Genomic DNA, 22,533 nt, shown 5'->3' on the forward strand with positions numbered 1-22,533 from the left:
AGACGATGGTAAATAAAATAGAGCATATTGGAATAGCTGTAAAAAATATGGACGATGCGAATGTTTTGTTCGAAAAAATGCTAGGCGTTCCATCTTATAAAATGGAAGCAGTAGAAAGTGAAGGTGTGCTGACTTCTTTTTTTCAGACAGGAAATAATAAAATCGAGCTTCTAGTGGCGACAAATCCAGAAAGCCCGATTGCAAAATTTTTAGAAAAAAAAGGAGAAGGAATTCATCATATTGCTTTTGATGTTGATGATATTGAAGCAGAAATTATTCGTTTGAAAAAAGAAGGTTTTGTACTTATCAATGAAGTTCCAAAGAAAGGAGCTGACAATAAATTGGTGGTTTTTTTGCATCCAAAGAATACAAATGGCGTTTTGGTAGAGCTTTGCCAAGAAATTAGATAAAAAAAATATCATTTTAATTTTTAAATAAGGCATTGAAAATCAATTTCGTTTTTGAAGATTGAGGAAAGTTTTAAAAATTAAATACAAATGATGTCTTAAAATATTTGGAGTGAATGAAAAATAGTAGTAATATTGCATCCTCTAAACCGGTCCTATAGCTCAGCTGGTTAGAGCACCTGACTCATAATCAGGTGGTCCCTGGTTCGAGCCCAGGTGGGACCACGTTAAAAATCAAAGCCTTACAGAAATGTAAGGCTTTTTTATTTGGTCTAAGTGTACTTTTTAAGTGTACTTTCATCATCACTCTGAATTTTATTCTAGTTATATTTTGTTGAGGTTGATTTAAATCACATCTGGATTAAATAATCTAAATCCTTTTCCTTTAACAGCTCTAGCAACTTCGGGTTTTACCAAATAGTTATTCTGAATTACACTTTTTGTTTTTTGATAACCTAGAGATTCGACCAATCCAGTTTGAGTCTCTATTTTTGTTAAAAATGATTTTCTTAAATGCTTTAGCCCAATAGGGCTTGTGATGCCAGCTTTATTTCTATAAAATCCAAACGAATGAGAAAGCTGTTTAGCCATAGATTCTCTACTGATATTTTCATCAGCTCCAATTAAATATCTGTCTTCACCTAGATGATTCTTGTAATTGAGTCTTTTTAATAAATCTTCTAATTCTGGAGAGTAGGGAATAGGAACGATTTTTTTAGGTTTAGATTTGTCATGATTATGAGCTTTTTCATATTTATAGTCAACTCCAATGACATAGTCGATTTCTCCACTTTTGGTCAATATAATATCAGAATATTTAATTGAGATTGCCTCGGTTATTCTCATTCCCGAATATGCTATCAATTCAAAAGCTTCTTTAATGTATGGTCTGTATCTGTTCTTCCTCACTCCATTTTTATAAATCTGAATAGAATTTTCTTCAGTCAAACAATTCATTATTTTGTAGAAATCATTATCATCAACATTAATTGGATTAGGTGCTTCATTTTTTAATTTAGCGTACTGTAAAGGATTGATTATGTCATAACCTTTAGTTGCTATTAAAAATTTATAAAAGCCTTTCAAAGCTCTTATATTGTGGTTGTAGGTTGCAATGCTTTTACTTTTTTGATAAAGTTCTTCGAAATACTTATTTACAATAGTTTTATCTACTTGGTAAATTGTCATTTTATCAGTTTTGTGACCACTATTTTCTAAATATGTTTTTAGTTTACAAACGTAACCTACAGTATCACGAATGTATTCTTTAGTTCTAATTTTTTGTTCAAAAAAAGGAACATCGATATTTTCCAACCAATCGCTGAACATGAGAATGCAATCATTTAATAATTCATGTTTAGATTCTTTTTTCGGAATATTGGAAATGAATTTAATCGGATTGGCTAATTCTTTTTTGAATTCTACTAATTCTTCAATTGCATCATCATAGTTTAAAGCTTTTAAATCTCTAGTTTTACGGCTTCCGTTATGTTTTATTATGGCTTTGTATTTCTGCCTTTCTAATGGATGCTTACAGTCTTTGTAAGCATCCTGCGAATTCTCGATAAGTTTATTGCATTTTTTGCAAACTATATGGAGACCACTAAATTTTTTATATTTTAATATCTTCATAAATCTATAATTTAATGCGAGTGTAATTTATTTCTGGGACCTGCCAAATAATTTTGAGGACAATTTACCTTTTGGTACATATCCAATTTTTTCAACTTTCTTTAATTGACGAGAATCTAATATTTTGTGTAATTGATTTTTATTGTAAGCATGGTAATACTCCTCCCAATTATCACCATACAACAACTTCAAATCATCTATCAAAAGCCTATCAAAAACTAAATCGAAATCATTTAGGAAAGCAAACTCGCCCGATGAATCCTTATAGACTTTTAAATGATTTTTCTTGCACCATCTCTTTACAGTCCTAATGTCTTTTCGATTTATTAGTTTAGTCATTTCACTCAAATACATTCTTTTTATATATAACATCATTGATTTATTTTAAGTTTAAACAATAGAAATCCTAACCCAATAAGATGAGTTTCAAAAAATTTCATTTTTTTTTTCACTTTGATTTACTAATTTCTGAACAGAAACTAAATAGATTTATAATAGAGAATTGTGCACCAGATTCTCTAATGCTTGAAAGTCTAAGCAGACTATATTTTGATTAGGCGATTACTCTAAATTTCATTTTGAATAGACCATCATAATCTTCTTGAGTCATATCCATTATCAATGGATTGAATCCTTTATTTGTTCCAACATATACCCTCGTTGCCATACTGCCATCTTGATTTGGGTGAATCATACAGAGTTGGACATTATAGGCAAAATCAGGAATGTCACTAAGTATCCCATCATTAACCAAGCCATCAATATCATAAGTTGCATTGAATTTAGCTTTAGTTGAGTTTTCATTAATAATTCTTAATTCTTTCACTGTCACACTTTTTAATTTTACCATTACTGTTTTCATTTTGCTTTTTTTTTAAATTTATTATTTTAATTGTTTATGATTATATTTACTAAGACATAGATAGTCCTATACCCAATTATTGGGTATTTCTTTTTTGTTGATAAAGTTGTTTTGGAACTTCTTTTCAGAAATGAAAAGAAATTAATTTAGTTAACGACTAGTATTTGTAACTAGATGAAGATAATATGAACTTAGTGCTTTTTATAGATTTAAAACACTCTTAAAGGTTATAGGTTAAAAAAAAATCAAGACTTTCCTCAATTACTTCAACCTCCTCATCTTCATAATTTTCAATTTTAATGAATTTGGTAATTTCAAACTCTTTTTTAAAAAAAATTGCTTCAATCTCAAGGCTCTCATATGTAATTTCTTCATCTCCGTAGATTTGATAATCATATTGCTCACCTTCATCCCCAATTACCAGATAGATGTCAATAGAATAAGCTTTAAAATTTCTAAAACTTTTGGCATGAGCTTCAGAAGGAGAAGAAAAGCTTTCGTCATTATCAAAAGAATTCATAATTTCTTGTGCTTTTTTAATTGCATTTCTTCTTTTTTGTAATAATTCTCCATCGTCAAAAACGTACTCTAAAGTTTTACCTTTACGTTTCCCCTTTTTATCTACTTGAAGGATGTGTGTAGATACTACATATTTACTTTTAATTGAATCTAAATTTTTTGTTGTCATTGAATTTTTCATAGTTTTTGATTTTAAATTTTAGGCAATAGACATGCAGTCCATATTGCAATAGATTTTTTTGTTTAAATAAATTTTGGATTGTTTGCTTTCCAGAATGGAAAGAGGAAATTAAATGATATCTTTTGTCAAAGTTTGGTAACTATTGTAACTTTATGCTGCATCTCTAAGTAATTTTCCTCCTCGCCCTTGTTGCATCTTTGAGTTGTAGTTTTCTTTAAGTAATTCATCGAATTGTTTTTTTGTTAGAGCCCCCATTCCAGATTGCAACAAATCGTGATTAACATTCGATTCCATATACAATGAAAATAATTTTTCGTTTTTTCCTATGTTTGATTTGCTTGTCTCCTTAAGTTTGGCATATTCTACACCAGTCAAGAACAGTAGCTTTGCATAAGAACCATTTAAACTTGGAATTACTACACTAATTACTTGGAAATCATTTACTGTTGTTGTCATTGAATTTTTCATAGTTTTAAATTTTTAGGGTTGAGTTAAGACAGTCCTATTCCTGTCCACATTTAAATAGATTTTTTTTGATTTAATAAATTGTTTGATTTTTTTGGCTTTCTAGAATTAGAAAGTCTTGTGAAGTTATTCAATCTATCTTCCGAGTAGTTGAATTTTTGTTTCATTAATTGAAATCATTTTTACATCTAATTTTTCATAGCTTCTATTTTTTTATTATTAATAATTGTTATTCCGATTTTGATATAGCAAATGTACTAGTTTTATGAAAGTTGAGAAAATTTTTTTTCTTTTTGGTTATATTTCACGCAATATATTTTCCCTTGTTTTATCTGTTATTTATCAATAAATTAGCCGATAATAATTAATTAAAAAAAACCATTTTATGTACAAAAACACGCATCCAATTGAAAAGTTTATAACTTTTGATGACTGTTTCAATAAATGTTACAAGAGTATAGGAGTTATTCGTGGTTCTAAAGAGATAATGATTAAGCAAATCATTTTAATACTCAGCCTAGCAACGGGATTAGAAATGAAATATGTTTGCAATATTAAGTGGAAAGAATTATTAACATTAGGAACTGAAAACAATGCTGTTGTAAAAGACGAGCTAAGAGTTCGCAAATATTACATACCCATTCATCCAAAAGTAAAGTTTCTGCTATCGGACTTTTATTGTCAATTAGGTTATCCGAACCTAGAATTAGAACTCATAAAAACAGTTCCTGAAATAACTAAATCAAAATTTCCAGATTATAACCTTTTTGAATGGATAGTAAGAGTGGGGGCTACTGATAGTCGTAATGAAATCAATTTAATGGATAAAAAACTTGTGAAAGCCTTTAATTTTGAAATATTTCCACAAATGCTTTTTGGAAGAAAAGTTTTCGAAGTAAATGGCTATACAAATGATATCAGTAAATTTCTAAAACTTCATTTTAAGCTTCATACAAATAAAGAACTGTTTTTCTTTCTTGGTTATAAATCTAAAGAAGATATTAAGTTCGATTTAGCAAACATAAACCTAGATGCAAATGGGGTATTTATTCAATTAGAAGATAAAAATTTCACATCAGGATATCCTTTTCAGAAATTTACTGCGTTCTCAAAATTTTTACTATCTGAAATTAGAGCTTATAAAAGCCCAGTTGTCAATAGCATTCGCTTATTATTATTAATCAGTTTATATAATGGTATCAGACCTTCAAAGTTGCTCGGATTAAAGTGGGTGGATGTTATCCAAATAGACGAGGAAGATAAAAAATCAGCCCAAATAAAGAAGAAAATTATTTTTGATAATCAAATAATTAAGATTAATAAAGGGTTTGAAAGTAGCCTTTTAACGCACTTTGTATATACTATGGATAAGTCTCGGGATATAGCCCGATTTTATTCTAAGAAAGGATGGTTTTATCCTGAAGATGCTAATTTTGATAGTAATGTATTTGTTACTAATAGATACAATTCTCTTACTCAGCCGAGTTTGTCACGAGAGATTAAAAAAGCATTACAAAATTTAAGGTTTCCTCATGCAGAACATTTAACCTCTACTTCAACTGTTATAATGTATGGAAGAAGGATAATGGAGATTAAGGGAGACCATAAACCAACAATTCAGAAATTAAAAGAACATTTTAATTTTAAAAGTAAAAAGGAGTTATTTGATTTCTTATATCTAACAGGTTCAAGAGAAAAAGACAAAGAAATATACAATTTCAAAGGAAAAGTTAGAAAAAATATTTTTGAGGGTATTCTTTATGATTTTTGAGAAAGCAATTTAGAATCTTAGGTTTATTTTTTTTTGATTGCAACTAATTCAAAATCAAATAGTTCTTTAGGTGATACCTCTAAACCTCTAGCAATCTTAAATATAGTACTAACTGTAGGGTTTATTTTTGCAGTTTCAATTCTTGCAATCTGTGACAATGTTATATCAGATTTATCTGCCAAGTCTTCTTGTGACATTTTTTTTTCTGAACGTACCTCTTTTAATCGTTTAGCTAACGATTGTAATCCTTCTTCATCAAAGATTAATTTTCTAGATTTTGAATCATTCTTTTCCACTATCCAAAATGAAGATATTTTAGATGAAATTATTATAGCACTTGTGCTATAATCGTATATATTTGTAAAAAATACATTCTGAATCTTTAAATCGAAAAACTAAACGCTGACTATAAAAATGAAAATTACCACTAAAATTATTGTATCTATTTCAGTATTATTTTTCCTGCAATCATGTATCTCCAATTCTAAGAAAGATAACATTGCTATTCCAACTGAGAAAAATGAAACCAAATTTAATGGAGAAGAAGAACTCTCAAACATCAACCATTATATTCTTAAAAAACTTGGTGACAGTGTCTCAAATAATAATTATAAATATTGGCTGAAAGATGGTAAGATAATTAAATTGAATGTTCTAGCAGGAGATGGTGAAGATTATATTACAGACGAAGATTATTACTTTACAGATGATAATAATGTTTTTGCATATCAAAAAAAGAAGATGGATTATTCTAATGCAATAGATTATAAGGCATTAATTTATTTCAACAATTCAAAAGTAACTAAAGAAGACTATTGGATTAGTGATATAAAAATAATAAAAGATTCTGTTGAAAATAAATTAAAAAGAGTTGGTCAAAAAATTCAAAATGAAATTATCCTTGATAAAGAGACAAATAAATCTAAAGGATTATTAACACTTTTAGATTTGTCAAAACGATATGGTTTTGATTTCCAAACAAACAAAAAAAATAATAATTTGGAAAGTCAAACAAACGGTTATAGTAGCTCTAATTCTACAAAACAGTTCAATGAAATACAGTTAACTTTAACAGATGGTTCACTTAAAAAAGCTAAAATATATTTAGGTGAACCCAATAAATATGAACGTTATTTCGGTCATATTGCTAAAGGTTTTGCTATTTACTATAATATAGTCGCTAATCAAGGTGGAAAACCTAAACATTTGATTCTTTTTTTAAGAAAGGACCCAAAGGGAAAGAGTGATGAAGAAAAAATTGAAGAGATTTATAGCATTGAAGATAACCAAAAAACTTGTTTTGGTATCCATTGTATTATGATTAAAAACCAAGAGATATATACTAATGCACTTGACTTAATTTATGACAGAGGATATAAGTCATTATGATTTTAAAAAAATAACTAAAAACAAATTAGTACTATTCAAAAAGTTTACAATTATCAAAATCAAAAATTAAATTATGAAGCAATATATATGCATAATAGCTCTGCTTGGAATTTTTAAATCTTATTCCCAAGATAATTCTCCAGATACAATTTGGGATACTAAACCTTTGGAATTATATCACCAAGCCAGAGTTGACAGTATTATATTGAGAAGACAAATAATTATTGACACGAGTAAAATTGGTTCTTATATTACTTTTTACGAAATTGATAATCAATGCAATGGTAAATGGGTAAATATTAATAAAGGCTATTGGGGTTATTATTTTGGAAATAAAATTAAAACAGATACTAAGTTGAAGCCTTTAAACTGGGAAGAGTGGTATGAGGGTTACCAAAAAGGAACTATTCCTTCTCCTGCTGATGATGGAGTTGACAGTTACGAACATGATTATCTTAAGTATAAGGGAGATTTTAAAGGACATAAACCAAATGGCAATTGGATTATTAATTCAGAAATTAATGGAATAACTGTTAGCGGGAATTTTAATGAAGGAAAACCAAATGGGGAATGGATTTATTCGGTGAAAACTAAAGATGGTGACGGTGAAGGTGCGGTCGTAAAAGAAATAATTTTCAGAAAAGAGTTTTATAATAATGGTATTCCCGATGGCAAGTGGATATGCTCATTTAATGATATAATTATTGAAGAAAATTTTGTCAATGGTAAACCATCGGGTAGTAGGAATGTTTATCATAATCCCAACAAAGACATGAATATTTTAACTAAGGGAGATTTACTTAATCAATTAAATTTTGTAGATGGTTATCCTGATGGGCAATCTTACTTCTATGATTACTATATTAAAGGTGGTATAAAGAAAAAAATATTAATTATGAAAGCTTTGTATAAATTAGGAAAACCAGTAGAAGTAATTCGTTTTACAGGAGCGAGTGTGGCAAATAATGATTTTTGCAAAACTGAATTTATAGAAAGTTCAAATATTGTTCGTAATCACATTTACAAGGATGGAAAATTATTTAAGACTATTGAAATTAATAAGTTAAAAAATAATTTTAGTCTTCATTACAAGAATTTTAGAATTGATGATTATTCAATTTCTATAAGGAGACAATTTACGGCAGGATTTTCACTTTTGGGTATTAATTTTTATTAGGAAATCAAAATTAATAAAGAAAGATATTAGTACCTAAAACGGCTTCGGTAATGTAACCGAAGCCGTTTTTTAATTTAAGAGAAATCAATTCAAATCATATTTCTGTTTCTCATAACTTTTTTGACTTTTATTATTGTTGCGCTAGAAGCACCCGTAATCTCTGTAATTTCACGTACAGATAAGCCTTTTTGTAATTTCTTTGATACAGACTGATGGCGTTGTAATAATTTTTCATCTGATTGGGTGGTTCCAAATTTTCGTCCTGTAAATTTGCCCATAGCTTTGGCAATTGCTATTCCTTCCGCTGTTCTACTCTTAATTCTATTACGCTCCATTTCTCCAATACTAGCCATTACGCTAATTACAAGTTTTGCCATTGGATTTTCCTGACCATTGTCTAATAAAGTTGTGAAACCTTCTTTAAGAGATTTTAGGTTTATTTCATTTTTTGTAAATGTTTCGATTGTATGTAGAATATCCATTAGGTTTCTACCTAAGCGGTCCACAGAATCTACCACAACTGTACATCTTTCTTTGCTGTCTGTTATTTCATCAAACATTTTATTTGCTTCTGGTCTTTCAAAGAAAGGAATATTACCTTGGATTTTTTCAATGAATACTTTTTTAGCATCATAACCAATATGAGATTTGAAGTTTTCTAATTGTCGACTTGAATTTTGTTGTGCGGTTGATATTCTTGAATAGAAGTAGTACATAGATTTAGTTTTTATGTGTTTTTGTTTTAAAATAAGACTCGAAATTATTTTGAAACATTTGTTGGTGTTTATAAGGTTTTACGGTTTTTAGGTCGCTTCATTTTAATATTATAGTCTAAAACTAAAACTTGCTACGAGTGTACAAGGAATTTTCTTCCTGTGCCAGGGAGGATGAAATATTTTTATTTTTTTTCGGCTGTCAACTCCCGTAGATGTTGAGGTCTTTTAAAAATGTAAAATAGGAAGCCATTATTTTCTGTCTTTTTTGACATGGGGAAATATTTATCTAAAAAGAGATAAATATGAAACAAACCCCAATCAAACAAGAAGGAATAAATGTACTGTCATTATTTGATGGTATAAGTTGTGCGAAACTTGCACTTGAAAAAGCAGGAATTAAAATCAATAAATATTATAGTAGCGAAATCTGTCCCCATGCTTTAGCAATCCAAAATCATCATTACTCTGGCGATACAAACTTTATCCAATTGGGCGATGTCTGCAAGATTGATGGTATTGACTTAAGAAACGAAATTGACTTGGTTGTTTTCGGAAGTCCTTGCACTAACCTTAGTAGTATTAATCCTATAGACCGAAGAGGGCTTGAAGGAACAGAATCAAAATTGTTTTATGAAGCCAAAAGAATTCTACATGATATTTATGCTTTTGCACCAATTCACAAAAAAATATATTTTCTAATGGAGAATGTTGCTAGTATGACCGCAAAGGACCGAGACATAATTACTAATGAGCTTTCAGAAATATTTACGGATGTAAAATTAGTGAAGATAAATTCGGCTGATGTTTCTCCAGCAAATAGAAGAAGGCTTTACTGGACCAATATTCCTAATGTTGAAGTTCCCAAACCTAAAAAAATCAAATATCAAGACATTGTAGTCAATGGTTATGTAGATAAAGAAAAGGCTAACGTACTATTAGGTAGCAATTGTACCCTAACGAATGGGATTTTTAGATACTATAAAATGAATATTGGAAACCTTATATATAAGGACAAAGTATTTGCCGAACAACCAACCGAAAAAAAATTAGTTGAATATCCATTTATACTTCACAAATCGGGATACATTGGAAAATCTCGTTCAGGTTTTGGAGAGTATGATTTTCCAAACGGATGTTATCGTTTGCCTAGCGTATTAGAATCTGAAAGACTTATGACCATTCCAGATGGTTATTTGTCGGATGTGCCAAATGTTTCAAAAACCAACAAACTAAAGGCAATTGGACTGGCAATGACTATTAATGTTATAGCAGGATTATTAGAGAATCTGAAAGAAAATTAAAATGTTGCAGAAGTTGAAATCTCTTGAAAGCCTTATTCTCATTGATATTAACAGGTTTTCAAATTAAAAAAAGGATACTATAAGGGAGTTCTGTAGATTCCTTATAGTATCCTTTTTTTAAATAAAATCACTGGAAAGGCTTACTATACTTGAGATTCAAGGAATATCAACTTCTGCAACATGATTTTTTAAGCAATTACACAAGATAAGCACTTGACTATTCTAAAATAAAGAAGTATAGTTGTTCATAATCAAAAAAAAGTTTTGATTATCTGGTTCCAACTGGGGATAAGCTCCCAGTTGGTCTCTATCCAGAAACAAAAAGAGAAATAACGAAAAATAGAGATAATATGAGAAATGAACAAAAAGAAACAATTCAATCGTTACATCCCAATTCCTATAAAAGAGGAATTAGATAAATTGTGCCATACAAGAAAAGATAACCTTTACACAATTATTGACCTTATAAACAGAAAAGAAATCTACTTCAAAAGTGATTTACAAAAAAAATATGGCTATACTGAAATTTCGCTAGCTCAATTTAAAGAGCTTTTGCCTTCAAGTAATAATCTTAATTCTGATTTAGATTTTCTAATAGAAGAAGGATTCATCAGGAGAAATAATTTTTACACCATTGGATTTAAAAGTAAAGGATATAAGATTTCTTCTGAATACTTAGGAAAATCGATTGGAATAAAAATTCAAAACGAAAATATCAATAAGCGAATTTCAAAGCAGATTGATAAAAATAAAAGAATGAAAGTTAAAAACCTTGAATTTGCTAAAACACAATACTTCAAGAATTTTAAAATAGACATACAAGGAGCAAACAGTGCAATACTTGAAAAAGCTATAGCTGAGATTGCAGATTTATGTAACATCCTCAATCTAAGATTTCAAAGAAAAGATTTTATAGATATTATTGACTGTACACCAAATTCATCTATCAATAGAAGTCAAATACTTATAAGAAAAGAAGGAAAAGAATTATTGAATATACTTCATCGATACATGGTTTATTCAACTAGAATAAATGCAATAAACGATGGATTCTTATTCTTTAAACGCAATAAAACTAATGGAAGATTGGACAGTAATTTAACTTCACTGCCTAGTTTCCTGAGAAAATTTATAGTATCTGATGAACCTCTTATGAATATTGACATTAAGAATTCACAACCTTATTTTTTTTATACTCTAATTAAAAACAAGCCTGAAATAGAAAAGAGTGAGCTGGAAAAATATAAAGAATTGGTAGTTGATGGTGAATTATATGAATATTTAAAAAATGAATTCAATCAGATGAATAGCAAATCATTCTGTAGGGAACAGATAAAGAAAATGCTATTCAAAATATTTTACTCAAAACCAAATTCTTTTTTGAAATATAAAGAATTCTTCGGAAGTGTTTTTCCAACGATTATGGGATACATTAACAATACAAATAGTAAAAATCACAATACTCTTGCAATACAATTACAGACAATTGAATCTTTTACAATTTTGGACTTAATAATGCCAATGCTAGAACAAGAAGGCATTAGACCATATACTATACACGATAGTTTTGTTTGTAAGCAGTCGGAATCGGATAGGATTAAAGAAATATTCAACAGTAAATTCGCGGAATTATATGAGGCTCTACCATCATTACATGAAGATTTTATTGATTTAATAGAAGAGGAAGAGGGTGAAATCTCAGTTTGGGATGATGAATTTCTAGCTGAAATAAATGCTTGGGACACAGAATAGTCAATCCAAGTTTTGAACCAAAGCATAGTATTAGGAAGGGGGAGTCCCCTCCCTCGCTATTAATTGAATGTTTTTTAATATCAAATTAACCGTTACCCGCCAACTAATAGCATTTTTTCGAATATCGATATATGCACCTATTGAATGCTCGAAAAAAATATCTAGGAAAAATTGTTATTCAAAAAAACTATCGAAAAAAAATCAATTATTTTTTCGTCGGGTCAGAATCAAAAAAAATATTTTACAGGAAAATTTGGTTCTATTTTTAACCTTAATAATTTGTTTATCCGTACCTATTGGACTTAGACGCTCCTGTATTTGCTCTACTGAATTAATTCATATTTGCTCCCCTAGTTATTAATATCTTATATAGTGTGAGTGCATAGCTTTATTTTTGCGAATAAATTTATTTTCATTGGTGTTTCTATTCATTACAAGATATTTATCTTAAAAGAAAGATTATGAAACTAAAACTAACTGCTAAACAAATGAGGATGCTACTTGATAAAGTAGGTGTGCCAAAAGGGAAGATAATTTCAACTACTGGAGCAGTATTGAATAAAATATTATTGGAGAGCCAAAATAAAATAAATTATAAAATCAATAATTTAGGTTTTTAAACATCTGTAATTTTAATATTGTTAATTTTGAAAAACAACTATTAATAGGTTTTAAAACATGAATTCCATAAATGATTTTATTGAACAAGAATTAGAACAGAGAAAGATTGATTATACTTCATCTCCAGCTTATATACTTGAACATTACAATATTGAGAATCAAAATATAGAGTCTTATAATGGTAGACAGCTTCTTGAAATGATTCAAAATGCTGATGATGCTTCTGAATTCGCATCTGAGAAAAAAGTTTTAATTAGGCTTGACAATGAGTATCTAACGATTGCAAATAATGGAGAACCATTTACCGAAGATGGATTTCGTTCTATAATTTATAGTAATTTGAGTTCTAAAACTCGGCAACAAAATAAAATCGGGCAAAAGGGACTGGGCTTTCGCTCTATTCTAAGTTGGTCAGATAAAGTTATTATAGAAAGTGGAGAAACAAAACTGGCTTTTTCTGAAAAAATTGCAAAAATATTTCTAGACGAACTAATAGCAGAATCTCCCAAAGTTTCATCGTTTATTAAAAAGAATAGTAAAGTAAAATCTCCGATAGCAATTTTAAGAGTGCCAAAATTATTAAATAATGGAGTTAGCTCAAAAAAAGAATTCGATACTATAATATCAATAAAACTAAAGAAGAGGATTGTTGAAGATGTTAAGGAGCAAATTTATTCCATAATAAATAAAGAAACATTAATATTTCTTAACAATATTGAAGTAATTGAAATAGATAGTCCTGAAAGAAAAATTATATACACAAAAAAATATTCAGATATTAATAAAACTCAAGTAACAGTAGAGTGTGTGGATTTTTTAGACGGAAATAATGAAATAAAAACATGGACAATTAAGAGAAGAAATGGTGTTCATAAAGATAAGAACTTTGAACTAGCAATTGCTTGGAATGAAGATTTAGATGAAACAGAAAATGTATTGTTTAGTTATTTCAGAACAGAAGTTCGATTCCCTTTTCCTGCATTACTTCATGGAACCTTTGAACTCACGCAAGATAGAAATCAATTAGTAAATGATACTCGAGGACATAATGAGTTTCTTACTGGTGAACTTTCGGAATTATTAATTGATACAGCTCTAGAAATTTCTATGTGTAAAAATGCTAATTATTTACCATTGAGTATTTTAAACATAGAATTTGATAAGGTTGACACTGTTTTACAAAAATTTAATTTTAAAGAAATACTTGTTAATAAGATTAAATCAAAGCCTTTATTTCCAAGTGTAAATGATTACTATATAAATTATAAAGATAATCCAGTGTATTATAATTTTTCACTAGCTTTAACAGGTGAAGATGTGTCAAATTTGATGCCGATTTGTGATAATGAGCCACTTGTGGAATTTCTAGAAACACTTCCATTGTTTTACTATAGAATAAAGAATTTCACCAAAATAATATCTAAGCGAGCCCGAAATATTGAAATTACTGAATTATCTAAACTAATTTTTCACTTGTTAGAATATGATTCTTATAAAAAAGATTTGTATTCAAATGAATTCAATTTATCAAAACTTCATGAATTCTTATTAGATTCAGAAGAAAACGTTATTAATTGGAGTTCAAAGATTTTCATTCAACCTAAAAATGACAAGGAATTTAAACTTCCGAAATCTTTGCAATCAATAGTTCGTTTTCTTAATCAAGATTTAGTAAATGCCTTATTAATTGACTTCAACATTGAAAATGTAGAAAAATTACTAATTAAGTTAGAACCATTTGGGATTAAAAATTACTCTTTCTCTGAAATAGCAGAAACTTTGATTGAGCATTATAATTCCGCAGATAAAATTGAGGTAGATGACGTAATTGAATTACATACATTTTTATTTCGACTCTTTAAAAATGAGTTAGAAAACAATCAGCAACTTTTATTGCCTTCAAATATAGATACTCCTATAATTTCAATTAAAAGAAATGTTGGAAGTGCAAAAAAAATTTATTTTGGGAAATACTATGATAATCCACTTACAGAAGAGCTATACAAATATGATAAGTCAAAGTTATTAGCGCCTCCAATAGAGTTTGGATTAAACAGTGAAAGCAAAAGTGAGTTGAAAAATTATTTTAAATGGTTGGGAGTAGTCGAATTACCGAGAAAGATTAAAATAAGGGCAAGTGAAAATTTTGCAGAGTACACGTTTAAAAAATTTGATTATAAAAATAAAATTGGATGGGATAAACAGTTTAATAATTTTATTCATTTTAATAATTCATTGAGCTGGTATGGCGATGTAATTGTTCAATCGATTGATGACTTTGAAAATATTTTAAGTAAAAATAATTGCGAAACAATTATTGCTTGGCTTTGCGCTGATAATGAAATTTATAAATTACTCGAATTAGATTCTGAGCCAACGGGTAGTGTGGTAGGAGCAAATTTTGGTAATAACTCATATGATAGAGAAATTAGAGGGAAACAGATTCCCAATTATATAAAATGGAAATTATTAAATTTTAAATGGCTTAACACAAAAAGTGGGACTTTGAAAGAACCGAATTTATGTACTACATCCGCAACAATAACAGAAGATTTTAGTCCTTTAATAGAAAAGCCGAATGTTAATTATGATGCATTTATTTTAAAATCAAACAAAATAAATCCAGATAAAGTAGACTATTTATTACATCTTGTTGGTGTAAATAAAACTATTTCATCATTTGAAACGAGGACATTATACTCTATTTTGAGTAAGCTTCCAGAAATTGATAAAGATGGAAAAAAAGCAAAAACACTATATAGAGAATTAGCAGTAAATTTTGAGGATAAAAATCTGGATATTAGTGAAAAAGAGTATACGGATTTTTATAAAGAGGGAAAAGTGTTTTGCAAGAAACATGGATTGTATAGCTATGAGAATAATGATTCTGTTTTCTATGTTGATAATAAAAGATATGGGGAAAGCATTATAAATCAATTTCATACAATTGAAATTGAAAGAAGAAGAAGCCAGGAAAAGATTGAGAAAATTTTTGGTGTGAAGCCTTTAAAAGGATTAAAATTGACTTTAGCTTCTAGCCCTGCTCTTCATGAAATGAATGGAAAATTTGAGCAAGAAATAGAAATGTTCAAACCTTATGTTTATGTTTTTAGACAAGATTTAGACACGAGTGGTAGAGAAAAAAGCCTTATTAAAGATGTCCGATTCCAATTAGTAAAAGATTTAAGTGTGTTGCTTGAGAAGGAAAAAGAAAAATCAATATTTAGTTTATCTTTTTACGAATATCTATATCTGCCAAAAAATAAAACAATCTATATCAAAACACCGACATATATTGATGATGAAAGAAAATTAAAAGAGGATGTCAGTTTCTGTTCAACGATAGCAGAAGCATTTTCTGCATTAATCGATGTAGATGCACAAAGGCAACAAATCAGAGAGTTATTTTCAAAATCTGCCACAGGAAGAGATGATATTATTCGTTCTGAATTGGATGATGTTAATCTAGAAAAGCTTCTTACAGCTAAAAACAAATTAGGAATTGTAAATCATCCTAAGTTTCAATTTTGGACTGCATTCTTAAAATGTTTTCCAACAAAGAAAATCCAAAAGGAAAACTTTACAGATGTGGAATTACAAAGTGAATTAAAAAAAATATTTCCTAATCTAAGTAAAATTATTTCAAGTTCGTTTGAGCAAATTAACTATGAAGATTATAATGAGGAAAGCTCATTAAGAATTATTGTAGAAATACTGAAAGAAGCGGAATTATCTTTAATCGATTTTAACAAATATATCTATCCTTCAATTCAGCTCACTGGATTATACGAACTCGATTTAAAGAGAATAAAAGATATTAAGAAAAGAGATTTTAAACAGGCCTTATATAGGCAATGTTTGAATTCTGAACGCAAAAAAAGTGAATTTTTAAAGTGTTTAAAGCAATATGATTTTTTAAAAGGAAACTTTCAGAATGATATAGATTACGATGTTGAGAAAGATTTGCTCTTTCAATTAAGAGAAGAATTTAGTATGGATACGATAGAAAATTATAATTATAATTTTGAAGAAATCTATTCTAAAAATAAGAAATTATATGAGATAAAATCTGAAGAACAAAAAATTTCAAAAGAACTAGCAAATTTATTTATAAATGAAAATTTAGACATAGAAAGCCTTTTGTATTTTGAAACTGAGATTCAAACATTACTAAAGAAATTAAATGATTGGATTCCCAAAACAAATCGAGGACACGTAAATAATGCCAACATGGCGAAAAGAAGGATTAAGGTAGGGAATTCTGATTTGTTGTATGATGATTTTGAAGATTTGTTTAACCAATTAGAGAATAGAAATGAATTTCAAATTAATCTTTCTAAAATAAAAATCGAGAGAGTTGAAGATAAAAATTCCTCTTCAAATAATAATACACAAAGAACTTCAAAAAACTCCTCAAAAAAGACTAGACAACAGATAGAAGAATTAGGTTTTTTTGGTGAATGGTTGGTTTACAAGCATCTTTTAAATTCTATTAAAAACAAGGACAGCGTAAAGTGGGTTTCTGAATATGCAAAATTAGCGGGAGTAAATTCTGATGGTAGAGATGGTCTGGGGTATGATTTAGAATATATTCCAAATGATGGCAAGCATTCACGATATATAGAAGTTAAAGTTGTGGGTTGGGAAAATGCTTTTCACATTTCCTCTACTGAAGTGCTTCAAGGAGAAAAATTAAAAAAGCATTATGAAATTTTCTTGGTTAGGAATATTACCGATTCATCTAATGTTTCAATTGAAGTTATTAGAGGACCATTTGATTATTCAAGACAAAAAAGTTTTAACGATAATGAATTGTTTTCAGTAATAAATGATAATTACATTTTAAAATTTCAAAAAGTAAATGAGTCTTGATTTGAAACTAATATATCAAAAAAATAGTTTGCTAAAGTAAAAATTATTGGAAAATGAAATAGAATTTGCAAAATTAATTGAGAGTTTTTAGAAATAAATTAAAATTATTTTCTAGATTAATTATTTTTTTGTATGTAGGGAATTTTGTATACTTTTGTCAAATAACATTTTTTATGCCAAAAGAATTAACCTACATAGATTTATTTGCTGGATGCGGTGGACTTTCTCTTGGTTTACATCAATCAGGATGGAAAGGGATTTTTGCTGTTGAAAAAAATCCCGATGCTTTCAAAACACTAGAATTTAATCTAATTCAAAATAAAAATCATTTCAACTGGCCTAAATGGTTGAAAGTAGGTTCTTATGATATAAATGTATTATTAGACCAATATTCAACACAATTAGAGAAACTGAAAGGTAAAGTTACTATGGTAGCTGGTGGACCACCATGTCAAGGCTTTTCGATGGCAGGAAAGCGAAATGAATATGATTTAAGAAATGATTTAATAAATTCCTATATAAAATTTGTACAAACTGTTGAACCTAAAATTATATTTTTCGAAAATGTAAAAGGATTCACAATGGAATTCAAAAAAAATGCAGGTAAAGGAGTTGCTTATTCATCTATTGTTACTAAAAAGTTAGATGAAGCAGGCTATTTTGTAAAGGGACAATTGGTGAATTTTGGTGACTATGGAGTTCCGCAAAAAAGAACTCGTTTTATTTTAGTTGGGATTAAAAAAGACCTAAAAAATGCATCCCAAGAAAAAGTAGAGACATTCTTCTCTTTGCTCAAAGAAAATAAATTTAATTTTTTGGAAGGAAAAGGGCTAACAACAGAAACTAATCTTAAAGATGCAATTTCTGATTTGTTCAAAAAGAATGGATTAAAACCTACTCCAGATTCTTTAAATTTCGAATCAGGAATTTATGGAAAACAAAATAATAATTATCAAAAATTAATGCGTCAAGGAGTAGAGGGCAAAATACCAAATAGCCATCGTTTTCCAAAGCATTCGCCACATATTTTAAAACGGTTTGAAGATATTCTGTCTGTAACTAAAAACAGAAGAAATTTAGATTTAAGCAAAGAAGTACGAGAGCGCTTTAATATTAAAAAACATACAGTAATTCCTTTGAATGGATTGGATAAAAGTCCTACAATAACAACACTTCCTGATGATTATATCCATTACAAAGAACCACGAATTTTGACTGTTAGAGAATATGCAAGAATTCAATCATTTCCTGATTGGTATATTTTTCAGGGTAAGTATACGACAGGTGGAAAAAGAAGAACGCAAGAAGTTCCAAGATACACTCAAATTGGTAATGCAATCCCCCCATTATTCAGTGAGCAAAGTGGACTAATTCTTAAAGAACTTATATAAGTAATGGCGAAAGTAAATTTCAGAACGAATGTTTTGCTAAAAAGTATTATCGGTAAAGACTTAATTACGGACGATAATATTGCCGTTTTAGAATTAGTAAAAAACTCTTTTGATGCAGGCTCAAACAAAGTAGAAATTGAGTTTAAAAATTTATTAAATAATACTCAAGCAACTGACACTTTACAGTTTCAAAATAATACATCTCAACTTATTATTTCGGACAGAGGTAAAGGAATGTCTGAATATGATTTAATTAACAAGTGGCTTAATATTGCTTATTCGGAAAAAAAAGAGAAAAGAGAAGAATATGGTAGGATTTTGGCTGGTAACAAAGGGGTTGGCAGATTTTCGTGTGATAGGTTAGGGAGATATCTAACAATTTACACGAGACAAAAAGGAGGGGAATATACTAAACTTTTTATAGATTGGGAATGGTTCGAAGTTGATGGTGATATCAATTTAAATATTCAAGATATTCCATTAGAAACTGTCGAAATTTCAATTGAAAAATTTGAAGAATTAACAGGCTGTAAATCTTTTCAAAGCGGTACTTTGCTTGTAATTAATTCTTTACGAGAGGCCTGGAGTCATAATAAAATACTTTCGTTAAAAAGGGAACTTGAAAGGTTAATTAACCCAAATCAATCTTTTAAATCGTCCGTATTTGATATTGAAATACATGCTCGCGAATTTGAAGCTTTTGAAAAAGAATTTGAAGATTTTGAAAAAATAAACGGTAAGGTAATCAATAGAATTTTCGAGAAGCTAAGTTTTAAAGCTACTAGTATTCAATCCAAAATCACTCGTAATGGGAAATATATTGTAACGCTTTTAATTGATAGAGGAAATACAATATTTACGCTTGTTGAAAAAAACAAATATCCTTTGCTTAAAAGCATAAAAATATATGTGTATTATTTAAATCCATATTCGAAAGCCTATTTTACAAAACAAACGGGTATTCGTTCCGTTGATTTTGGTTCCATATTTTTATTTATTAATGGTTTTAGGGTACCTCCGTATGGAGATTATGGTGATGATTGGTTAGGGATGGAACAAAGGAAAAGCCAAGGATATAATAGATTTTTGGGGACACGTGAAATTGTTGGAAGAATTGAAATTCAAGATGAAGATGAAAAATTTAAGGTTATTTCAAGTCGTACTGGCGTAGTAAATAATGATTATTTTGTTCAATTAACTAAAAGTGATAGCCCATTTGGCTATTATTACAAGACATTTAAGAGATTAGAAAGATTTGTTGTAGAAGGTATACGTTGGGATACAGTAGTTAATTCCAAACAGATAGAGGAAGAAATAAATAATCCTGAGTGGGATGAGTCAAGAGAAGCATTCGCAGAAGATTCTTTGAGCAGAAATAAAAGGATTTTAAAGATAATCAAAAATATTATAGATTGTAAAAATGATGACTTAATACGCTTAAGAATAAATGAAAATTTCGTTTCTGATTTAATTCAAGAACAGACTGAAAGAGTAAGGATTGAAGTAGAGGAAATGGCTGAAAATCTAAAGTCTAAAAATCTTACACCAAAAGAGATATCAATTATTTTAGATAAAATAAATCTATCAAGAGAAGAATTAAAAGCGTTATTTAACATTGTTTCGCCTTATACTAATGATTCATCTTTGATTAATGAAGTTGATAACAATCTAGAAAAAAAACATAATAATCTATTAGCAGAAAAAGTACAATTAGAGCTCAAATTAAAAGAGGAAGAAATTGCAAGACAAAAAGCTGAGGACGAGAAAAAGGAAGCCGAAAGAAAACTTGCAGAAGCTGAAGAAGAGAGAAAATTAGCAGAAGAAGCTTTAGAAGCAGAAAAAAGAAAAGGGGCTTTTCAAGGAGCACTAATTGGAACTGACAAAGAGCGAATTATTGGATTGCAACACCAAATTTATCATTCTTCTAGCCGAATTTCGAGAAATATTAAGTTGTTATTACAACATATTAAGAGGTCAGAATTAGATGAAAAAACAAAAAAGCATATTGGTATAATTTCACTTGAATCATCGAAGATTAATGCGATTGCTAAATTCATCACAAAAGCTAATTTTAATTTGCAAGCAAGTGAAATCAAAACTGACCTTGTTGGATTTATTAAAGATTATGTTGAAGAAATATACACCTCAGAAGATTCGAAAATAGTAGATTCAGATATAAAAAATATAAGTCTAAATATAGAGCAGAATTTAAATCATGTGATTGAGTTTAGACCTTTGGAAATCTCTGCTTTAATTGACAATTTTATACAAAATTCAGAGAAGGCAAAAGCAAGTCAATTATCATTTAATTTTCATAAAATCAATAACGGGATAGCTATAGAAATTAAAGATAATGGAATTGGAATAGAAGAGAAAAATCTTAAAAATGTTTTTGATTTTGGTTATACAACTACCAATGGTTCAGGAATAGGATTGTCTCAAATTAAAGATATTGTCTCCAAAATAAATGGAGAAATTAGTGTGGAATCAAAAACGAGTAATGGAACAACCTTTAAAATTTCTTTAAATGAAAATAGATTATAAAATTTTATGGCTTGACAATGAAATTTCTGCTTTTATTGATGATGATGTAGTGTCAGAAATCGAACAACATTTAGTAGAAGAGGGATTCAACCCAGTAATCGTAACAACTTCTGATGAAGATGATTTTTTGGAGAAGTTAGATGATTCATATGATTTAATTTTAACAGATTATCATTTGAATAGAATTAACGGCGATAAAATAGTTGAGGAAATTAGAAATCCAGCTAGGTCTATTTTTACAGAAATTTTATTTTATACCGCTAAAGCTGATTTAAAAGATACAAACAAAATAAGTAGAATATCTTTTTTAGAAACAAATGGTAGGACTACTTCTCATCAAGAAACGATAATTCAGGAGGTTAAAAAACTGATAGATTTGACTATAAAAAAATTCCAGCATATTGTAGCAATGCGCGGAATGATAATGCATGAGACAAGTCAGCTTGATTCGAAAATGTTAGATTTAATATTAAAATCATTATCCCATGAAAAAATCGATTTTAAAGAGCTGGCAGAATCAATATATGACCAATTAATCGAACTTTATAAAACTAAAAGTGATTTTGTAAGTGTATGCAAACAAAAGTCTAAATTTAAGGACTTAACTAAAGATACTTTTGTATTTAGCTCAGACTATAAAATTCAAACATTAAAGCAGATTATTGATTCATTAGGCGATATTGAGGATTTTTCTGCTCACTATAAGGAAGAAATAATATCTATCAGAAATAAATTTGCACATGCTATTCTTCATAAAGATGAAACTGGTCGTGAATATTTTAAATATATGGAGGATGGAATGACTTTTAACGAAGAATTATGCAAGAAAATTAGAAAAGATATAGCTAAACATAAGAAAAATATTGATTCTCTGGAAAGTAAACTTCATGGGAATTAATTGGAAAACTAGAGCAGTTAAGTTTTCTAGTTTTT

At 28.7% G+C, this 22,533-nt stretch carries 18 protein-coding genes and 1 tRNA gene; 12 read left to right on the top strand and 7 right to left on the bottom strand.

The window, feature by feature from the left end; translation table 11 throughout:
• Positions 1 to 5 precede the first annotated feature (5 nt).
• Together mce and EYY60_RS07460 are read left to right on the top strand one after the other, a co-directional pair.
• Positions 6 to 410 (top strand): methylmalonyl-CoA epimerase, encoded by a 405-nt coding sequence (gene mce / locus EYY60_RS07455; protein ID WP_132988755.1) that lies wholly within the window; start codon positions 6 to 8, stop codon positions 408 to 410.
• Positions 411 to 558: 148 nt separating this feature from the next.
• Positions 559 to 632, top strand: a tRNA-Ile gene (locus tag EYY60_RS07460).
• Between the two features lie 120 nt (positions 633 to 752).
• Here the strand turns inward: EYY60_RS07460 and EYY60_RS07465 are convergent.
• The 5 genes from EYY60_RS07465 to EYY60_RS07485 form a co-directional block, all read right to left on the bottom strand.
• Complete coding sequence (locus EYY60_RS07465) at positions 753 to 2,039, bottom strand: tyrosine-type recombinase/integrase (protein ID WP_132988756.1); 1,287 nt, start codon at positions 2,037 to 2,039, stop codon at positions 753 to 755.
• A 27-nt stretch (positions 2,040 to 2,066) separates the two neighbouring features.
• On the bottom strand, positions 2,067 to 2,414 hold the full coding sequence (locus EYY60_RS07470; protein ID WP_132988757.1) for a hypothetical protein: 348 nt from the start codon (positions 2,412 to 2,414) through the stop codon (positions 2,067 to 2,069).
• A gap of 178 nt (positions 2,415 to 2,592) precedes the next feature.
• A complete protein-coding gene (locus EYY60_RS07475; protein WP_132988758.1) occupies positions 2,593 to 2,901 on the bottom strand; it encodes a hypothetical protein in 309 nt (102 codons plus the stop codon).
• 220 nt (positions 2,902 to 3,121) lie between these two features.
• Positions 3,122 to 3,601 (bottom strand): hypothetical protein, encoded by a 480-nt coding sequence (locus tag EYY60_RS07480; RefSeq protein ID WP_132988759.1) that lies wholly within the window; start codon positions 3,599 to 3,601, stop codon positions 3,122 to 3,124.
• A 150-nt stretch (positions 3,602 to 3,751) separates the two neighbouring features.
• Positions 3,752 to 4,069 carry a hypothetical protein gene (locus tag EYY60_RS07485; RefSeq protein WP_132988760.1) on the bottom strand — a complete coding sequence of 106 codons (318 nt, stop codon included), beginning with the start codon at positions 4,067 to 4,069 and terminating at the stop codon, positions 3,752 to 3,754.
• A gap of 382 nt (positions 4,070 to 4,451) precedes the next feature.
• Here EYY60_RS07485 and EYY60_RS07490 point away from each other — a divergent pair, with 382 nt between their 5' ends.
• A complete protein-coding gene (locus EYY60_RS07490) occupies positions 4,452 to 5,837 on the top strand; it encodes a hypothetical protein (protein ID WP_132988761.1) in 1,386 nt (461 codons plus the stop codon).
• 23 nt (positions 5,838 to 5,860) lie between these two features.
• Here the strand turns inward: EYY60_RS07490 and EYY60_RS07495 are convergent, their stop codons facing one another.
• Positions 5,861 to 6,133, bottom strand: coding sequence for a helix-turn-helix transcriptional regulator (locus tag EYY60_RS07495; RefSeq protein ID WP_132988762.1), 273 nt, complete (start codon positions 6,131 to 6,133; stop codon positions 5,861 to 5,863).
• 118 nt (positions 6,134 to 6,251) lie between these two features.
• Between EYY60_RS07495 and EYY60_RS07500 the strand changes: the two genes are divergently transcribed.
• On the top strand, positions 6,252 to 7,226 hold the full coding sequence (locus tag EYY60_RS07500) for a hypothetical protein (protein WP_132988763.1): 975 nt from the start codon (positions 6,252 to 6,254) through the stop codon (positions 7,224 to 7,226).
• A 73-nt stretch (positions 7,227 to 7,299) separates the two neighbouring features.
• Entirely contained in the window at positions 7,300 to 8,403 is a 1,104-nt protein-coding gene (locus EYY60_RS07505; RefSeq protein WP_132988764.1) for a hypothetical protein, read from the top strand.
• Between the two features lie 89 nt (positions 8,404 to 8,492).
• On the opposite strand, the gene EYY60_RS07510 is transcribed toward EYY60_RS07505, so the two are convergent.
• On the bottom strand, positions 8,493 to 9,119 hold the full coding sequence (locus tag EYY60_RS07510) for a recombinase family protein (RefSeq protein WP_132988765.1): 627 nt from the start codon (positions 9,117 to 9,119) through the stop codon (positions 8,493 to 8,495).
• Between the two features lie 302 nt (positions 9,120 to 9,421).
• Here EYY60_RS07510 and EYY60_RS07515 point away from each other — a divergent pair, with 302 nt between their 5' ends.
• The 7 genes from EYY60_RS07515 to EYY60_RS07540 all read left to right on the top strand — a co-directional run bounded on the left by EYY60_RS07515 (position 9,422) and on the right by EYY60_RS07540 (position 22,498).
• Positions 9,422 to 10,420, top strand: a complete 999-nt coding sequence (locus tag EYY60_RS07515; protein ID WP_132988766.1) for a DNA cytosine methyltransferase — start codon at positions 9,422 to 9,424, stop codon at positions 10,418 to 10,420.
• A gap of 357 nt (positions 10,421 to 10,777) precedes the next feature.
• Positions 10,778 to 12,172 (top strand): hypothetical protein, encoded by a 1,395-nt coding sequence (locus EYY60_RS07520; RefSeq protein ID WP_132988767.1) that lies wholly within the window; start codon positions 10,778 to 10,780, stop codon positions 12,170 to 12,172.
• 461 nt (positions 12,173 to 12,633) lie between these two features.
• On the top strand, positions 12,634 to 12,792 hold the full coding sequence (locus EYY60_RS22260; protein ID WP_162847860.1) for a hypothetical protein: 159 nt from the start codon (positions 12,634 to 12,636) through the stop codon (positions 12,790 to 12,792).
• 58 nt (positions 12,793 to 12,850) lie between these two features.
• Positions 12,851 to 17,665 (top strand): DUF3883 domain-containing protein, encoded by a 4,815-nt coding sequence (locus EYY60_RS07525; RefSeq protein ID WP_132988768.1) that lies wholly within the window; start codon positions 12,851 to 12,853, stop codon positions 17,663 to 17,665.
• Positions 17,666 to 17,838: 173 nt separating this feature from the next.
• Entirely contained in the window at positions 17,839 to 19,056 is a 1,218-nt protein-coding gene (locus EYY60_RS07530) for a DNA cytosine methyltransferase (RefSeq protein WP_132988769.1), read from the top strand.
• 3 nt (positions 19,057 to 19,059) lie between these two features.
• Positions 19,060 to 21,600: a sensor histidine kinase gene (locus tag EYY60_RS07535; RefSeq protein ID WP_132988770.1), complete on the top strand. Its 2,541-nt coding sequence runs from the start codon at positions 19,060 to 19,062 to the stop codon at positions 21,598 to 21,600.
• Positions 21,584 to 22,498 (top strand): response regulator, encoded by a 915-nt coding sequence (locus EYY60_RS07540; protein ID WP_132988771.1) that lies wholly within the window; start codon positions 21,584 to 21,586, stop codon positions 22,496 to 22,498. Before EYY60_RS07535 ends, EYY60_RS07540 begins: the two co-directional genes overlap by 17 nt.
• Positions 22,499 to 22,533: the final 35 nt, after the last annotated feature.

It is taken from the genome of Flavobacterium zhairuonense, assembly GCF_004352915.1.
Lineage (GTDB): Bacteria > Bacteroidota > Bacteroidia > Flavobacteriales > Flavobacteriaceae > Flavobacterium > Flavobacterium zhairuonense.

Coding starts and splice junctions, on each gene's coding strand:
- EYY60_RS07530 (WP_132988769.1), top strand. CDS start 17,839: ATGCCAAAAGAATTAACCTACATAGATTTATTTGCTGGATGCGGTGGA.
- EYY60_RS22260 (WP_162847860.1), top strand. CDS start 12,634: ATGAAACTAAAACTAACTGCTAAACAAATGAGGATGCTACTTGATAAA.
- EYY60_RS07485 (WP_132988760.1), bottom strand. CDS start 4,069: ATGAAAAATTCAATGACAACAACAGTAAATGATTTCCAAGTAATTAGT.
- mce (WP_132988755.1), top strand. CDS start 6: ATGGTAAATAAAATAGAGCATATTGGAATAGCTGTAAAAAATATGGAC.
- EYY60_RS07520 (WP_132988767.1), top strand. CDS start 10,778: ATGAACAAAAAGAAACAATTCAATCGTTACATCCCAATTCCTATAAAA.
- EYY60_RS07535 (WP_132988770.1), top strand. CDS start 19,060: ATGGCGAAAGTAAATTTCAGAACGAATGTTTTGCTAAAAAGTATTATC.
- EYY60_RS07465 (WP_132988756.1), bottom strand. CDS start 2,039: ATGAAGATATTAAAATATAAAAAATTTAGTGGTCTCCATATAGTTTGC.
- EYY60_RS07490 (WP_132988761.1), top strand. CDS start 4,452: ATGTACAAAAACACGCATCCAATTGAAAAGTTTATAACTTTTGATGAC.
- EYY60_RS07480 (WP_132988759.1), bottom strand. CDS start 3,601: ATGAAAAATTCAATGACAACAAAAAATTTAGATTCAATTAAAAGTAAA.
- EYY60_RS07470 (WP_132988757.1), bottom strand. CDS start 2,414: ATGATGTTATATATAAAAAGAATGTATTTGAGTGAAATGACTAAACTA.
- EYY60_RS07540 (WP_132988771.1), top strand. CDS start 21,584: ATGAAAATAGATTATAAAATTTTATGGCTTGACAATGAAATTTCTGCT.
- EYY60_RS07510 (WP_132988765.1), bottom strand. CDS start 9,119: ATGTACTACTTCTATTCAAGAATATCAACCGCACAACAAAATTCAAGT.
- EYY60_RS07515 (WP_132988766.1), top strand. CDS start 9,422: ATGAAACAAACCCCAATCAAACAAGAAGGAATAAATGTACTGTCATTA.
- EYY60_RS07500 (WP_132988763.1), top strand. CDS start 6,252: ATGAAAATTACCACTAAAATTATTGTATCTATTTCAGTATTATTTTTC.
- EYY60_RS07525 (WP_132988768.1), top strand. CDS start 12,851: ATGAATTCCATAAATGATTTTATTGAACAAGAATTAGAACAGAGAAAG.
- EYY60_RS07505 (WP_132988764.1), top strand. CDS start 7,300: ATGAAGCAATATATATGCATAATAGCTCTGCTTGGAATTTTTAAATCT.
- EYY60_RS07475 (WP_132988758.1), bottom strand. CDS start 2,901: ATGAAAACAGTAATGGTAAAATTAAAAAGTGTGACAGTGAAAGAATTA.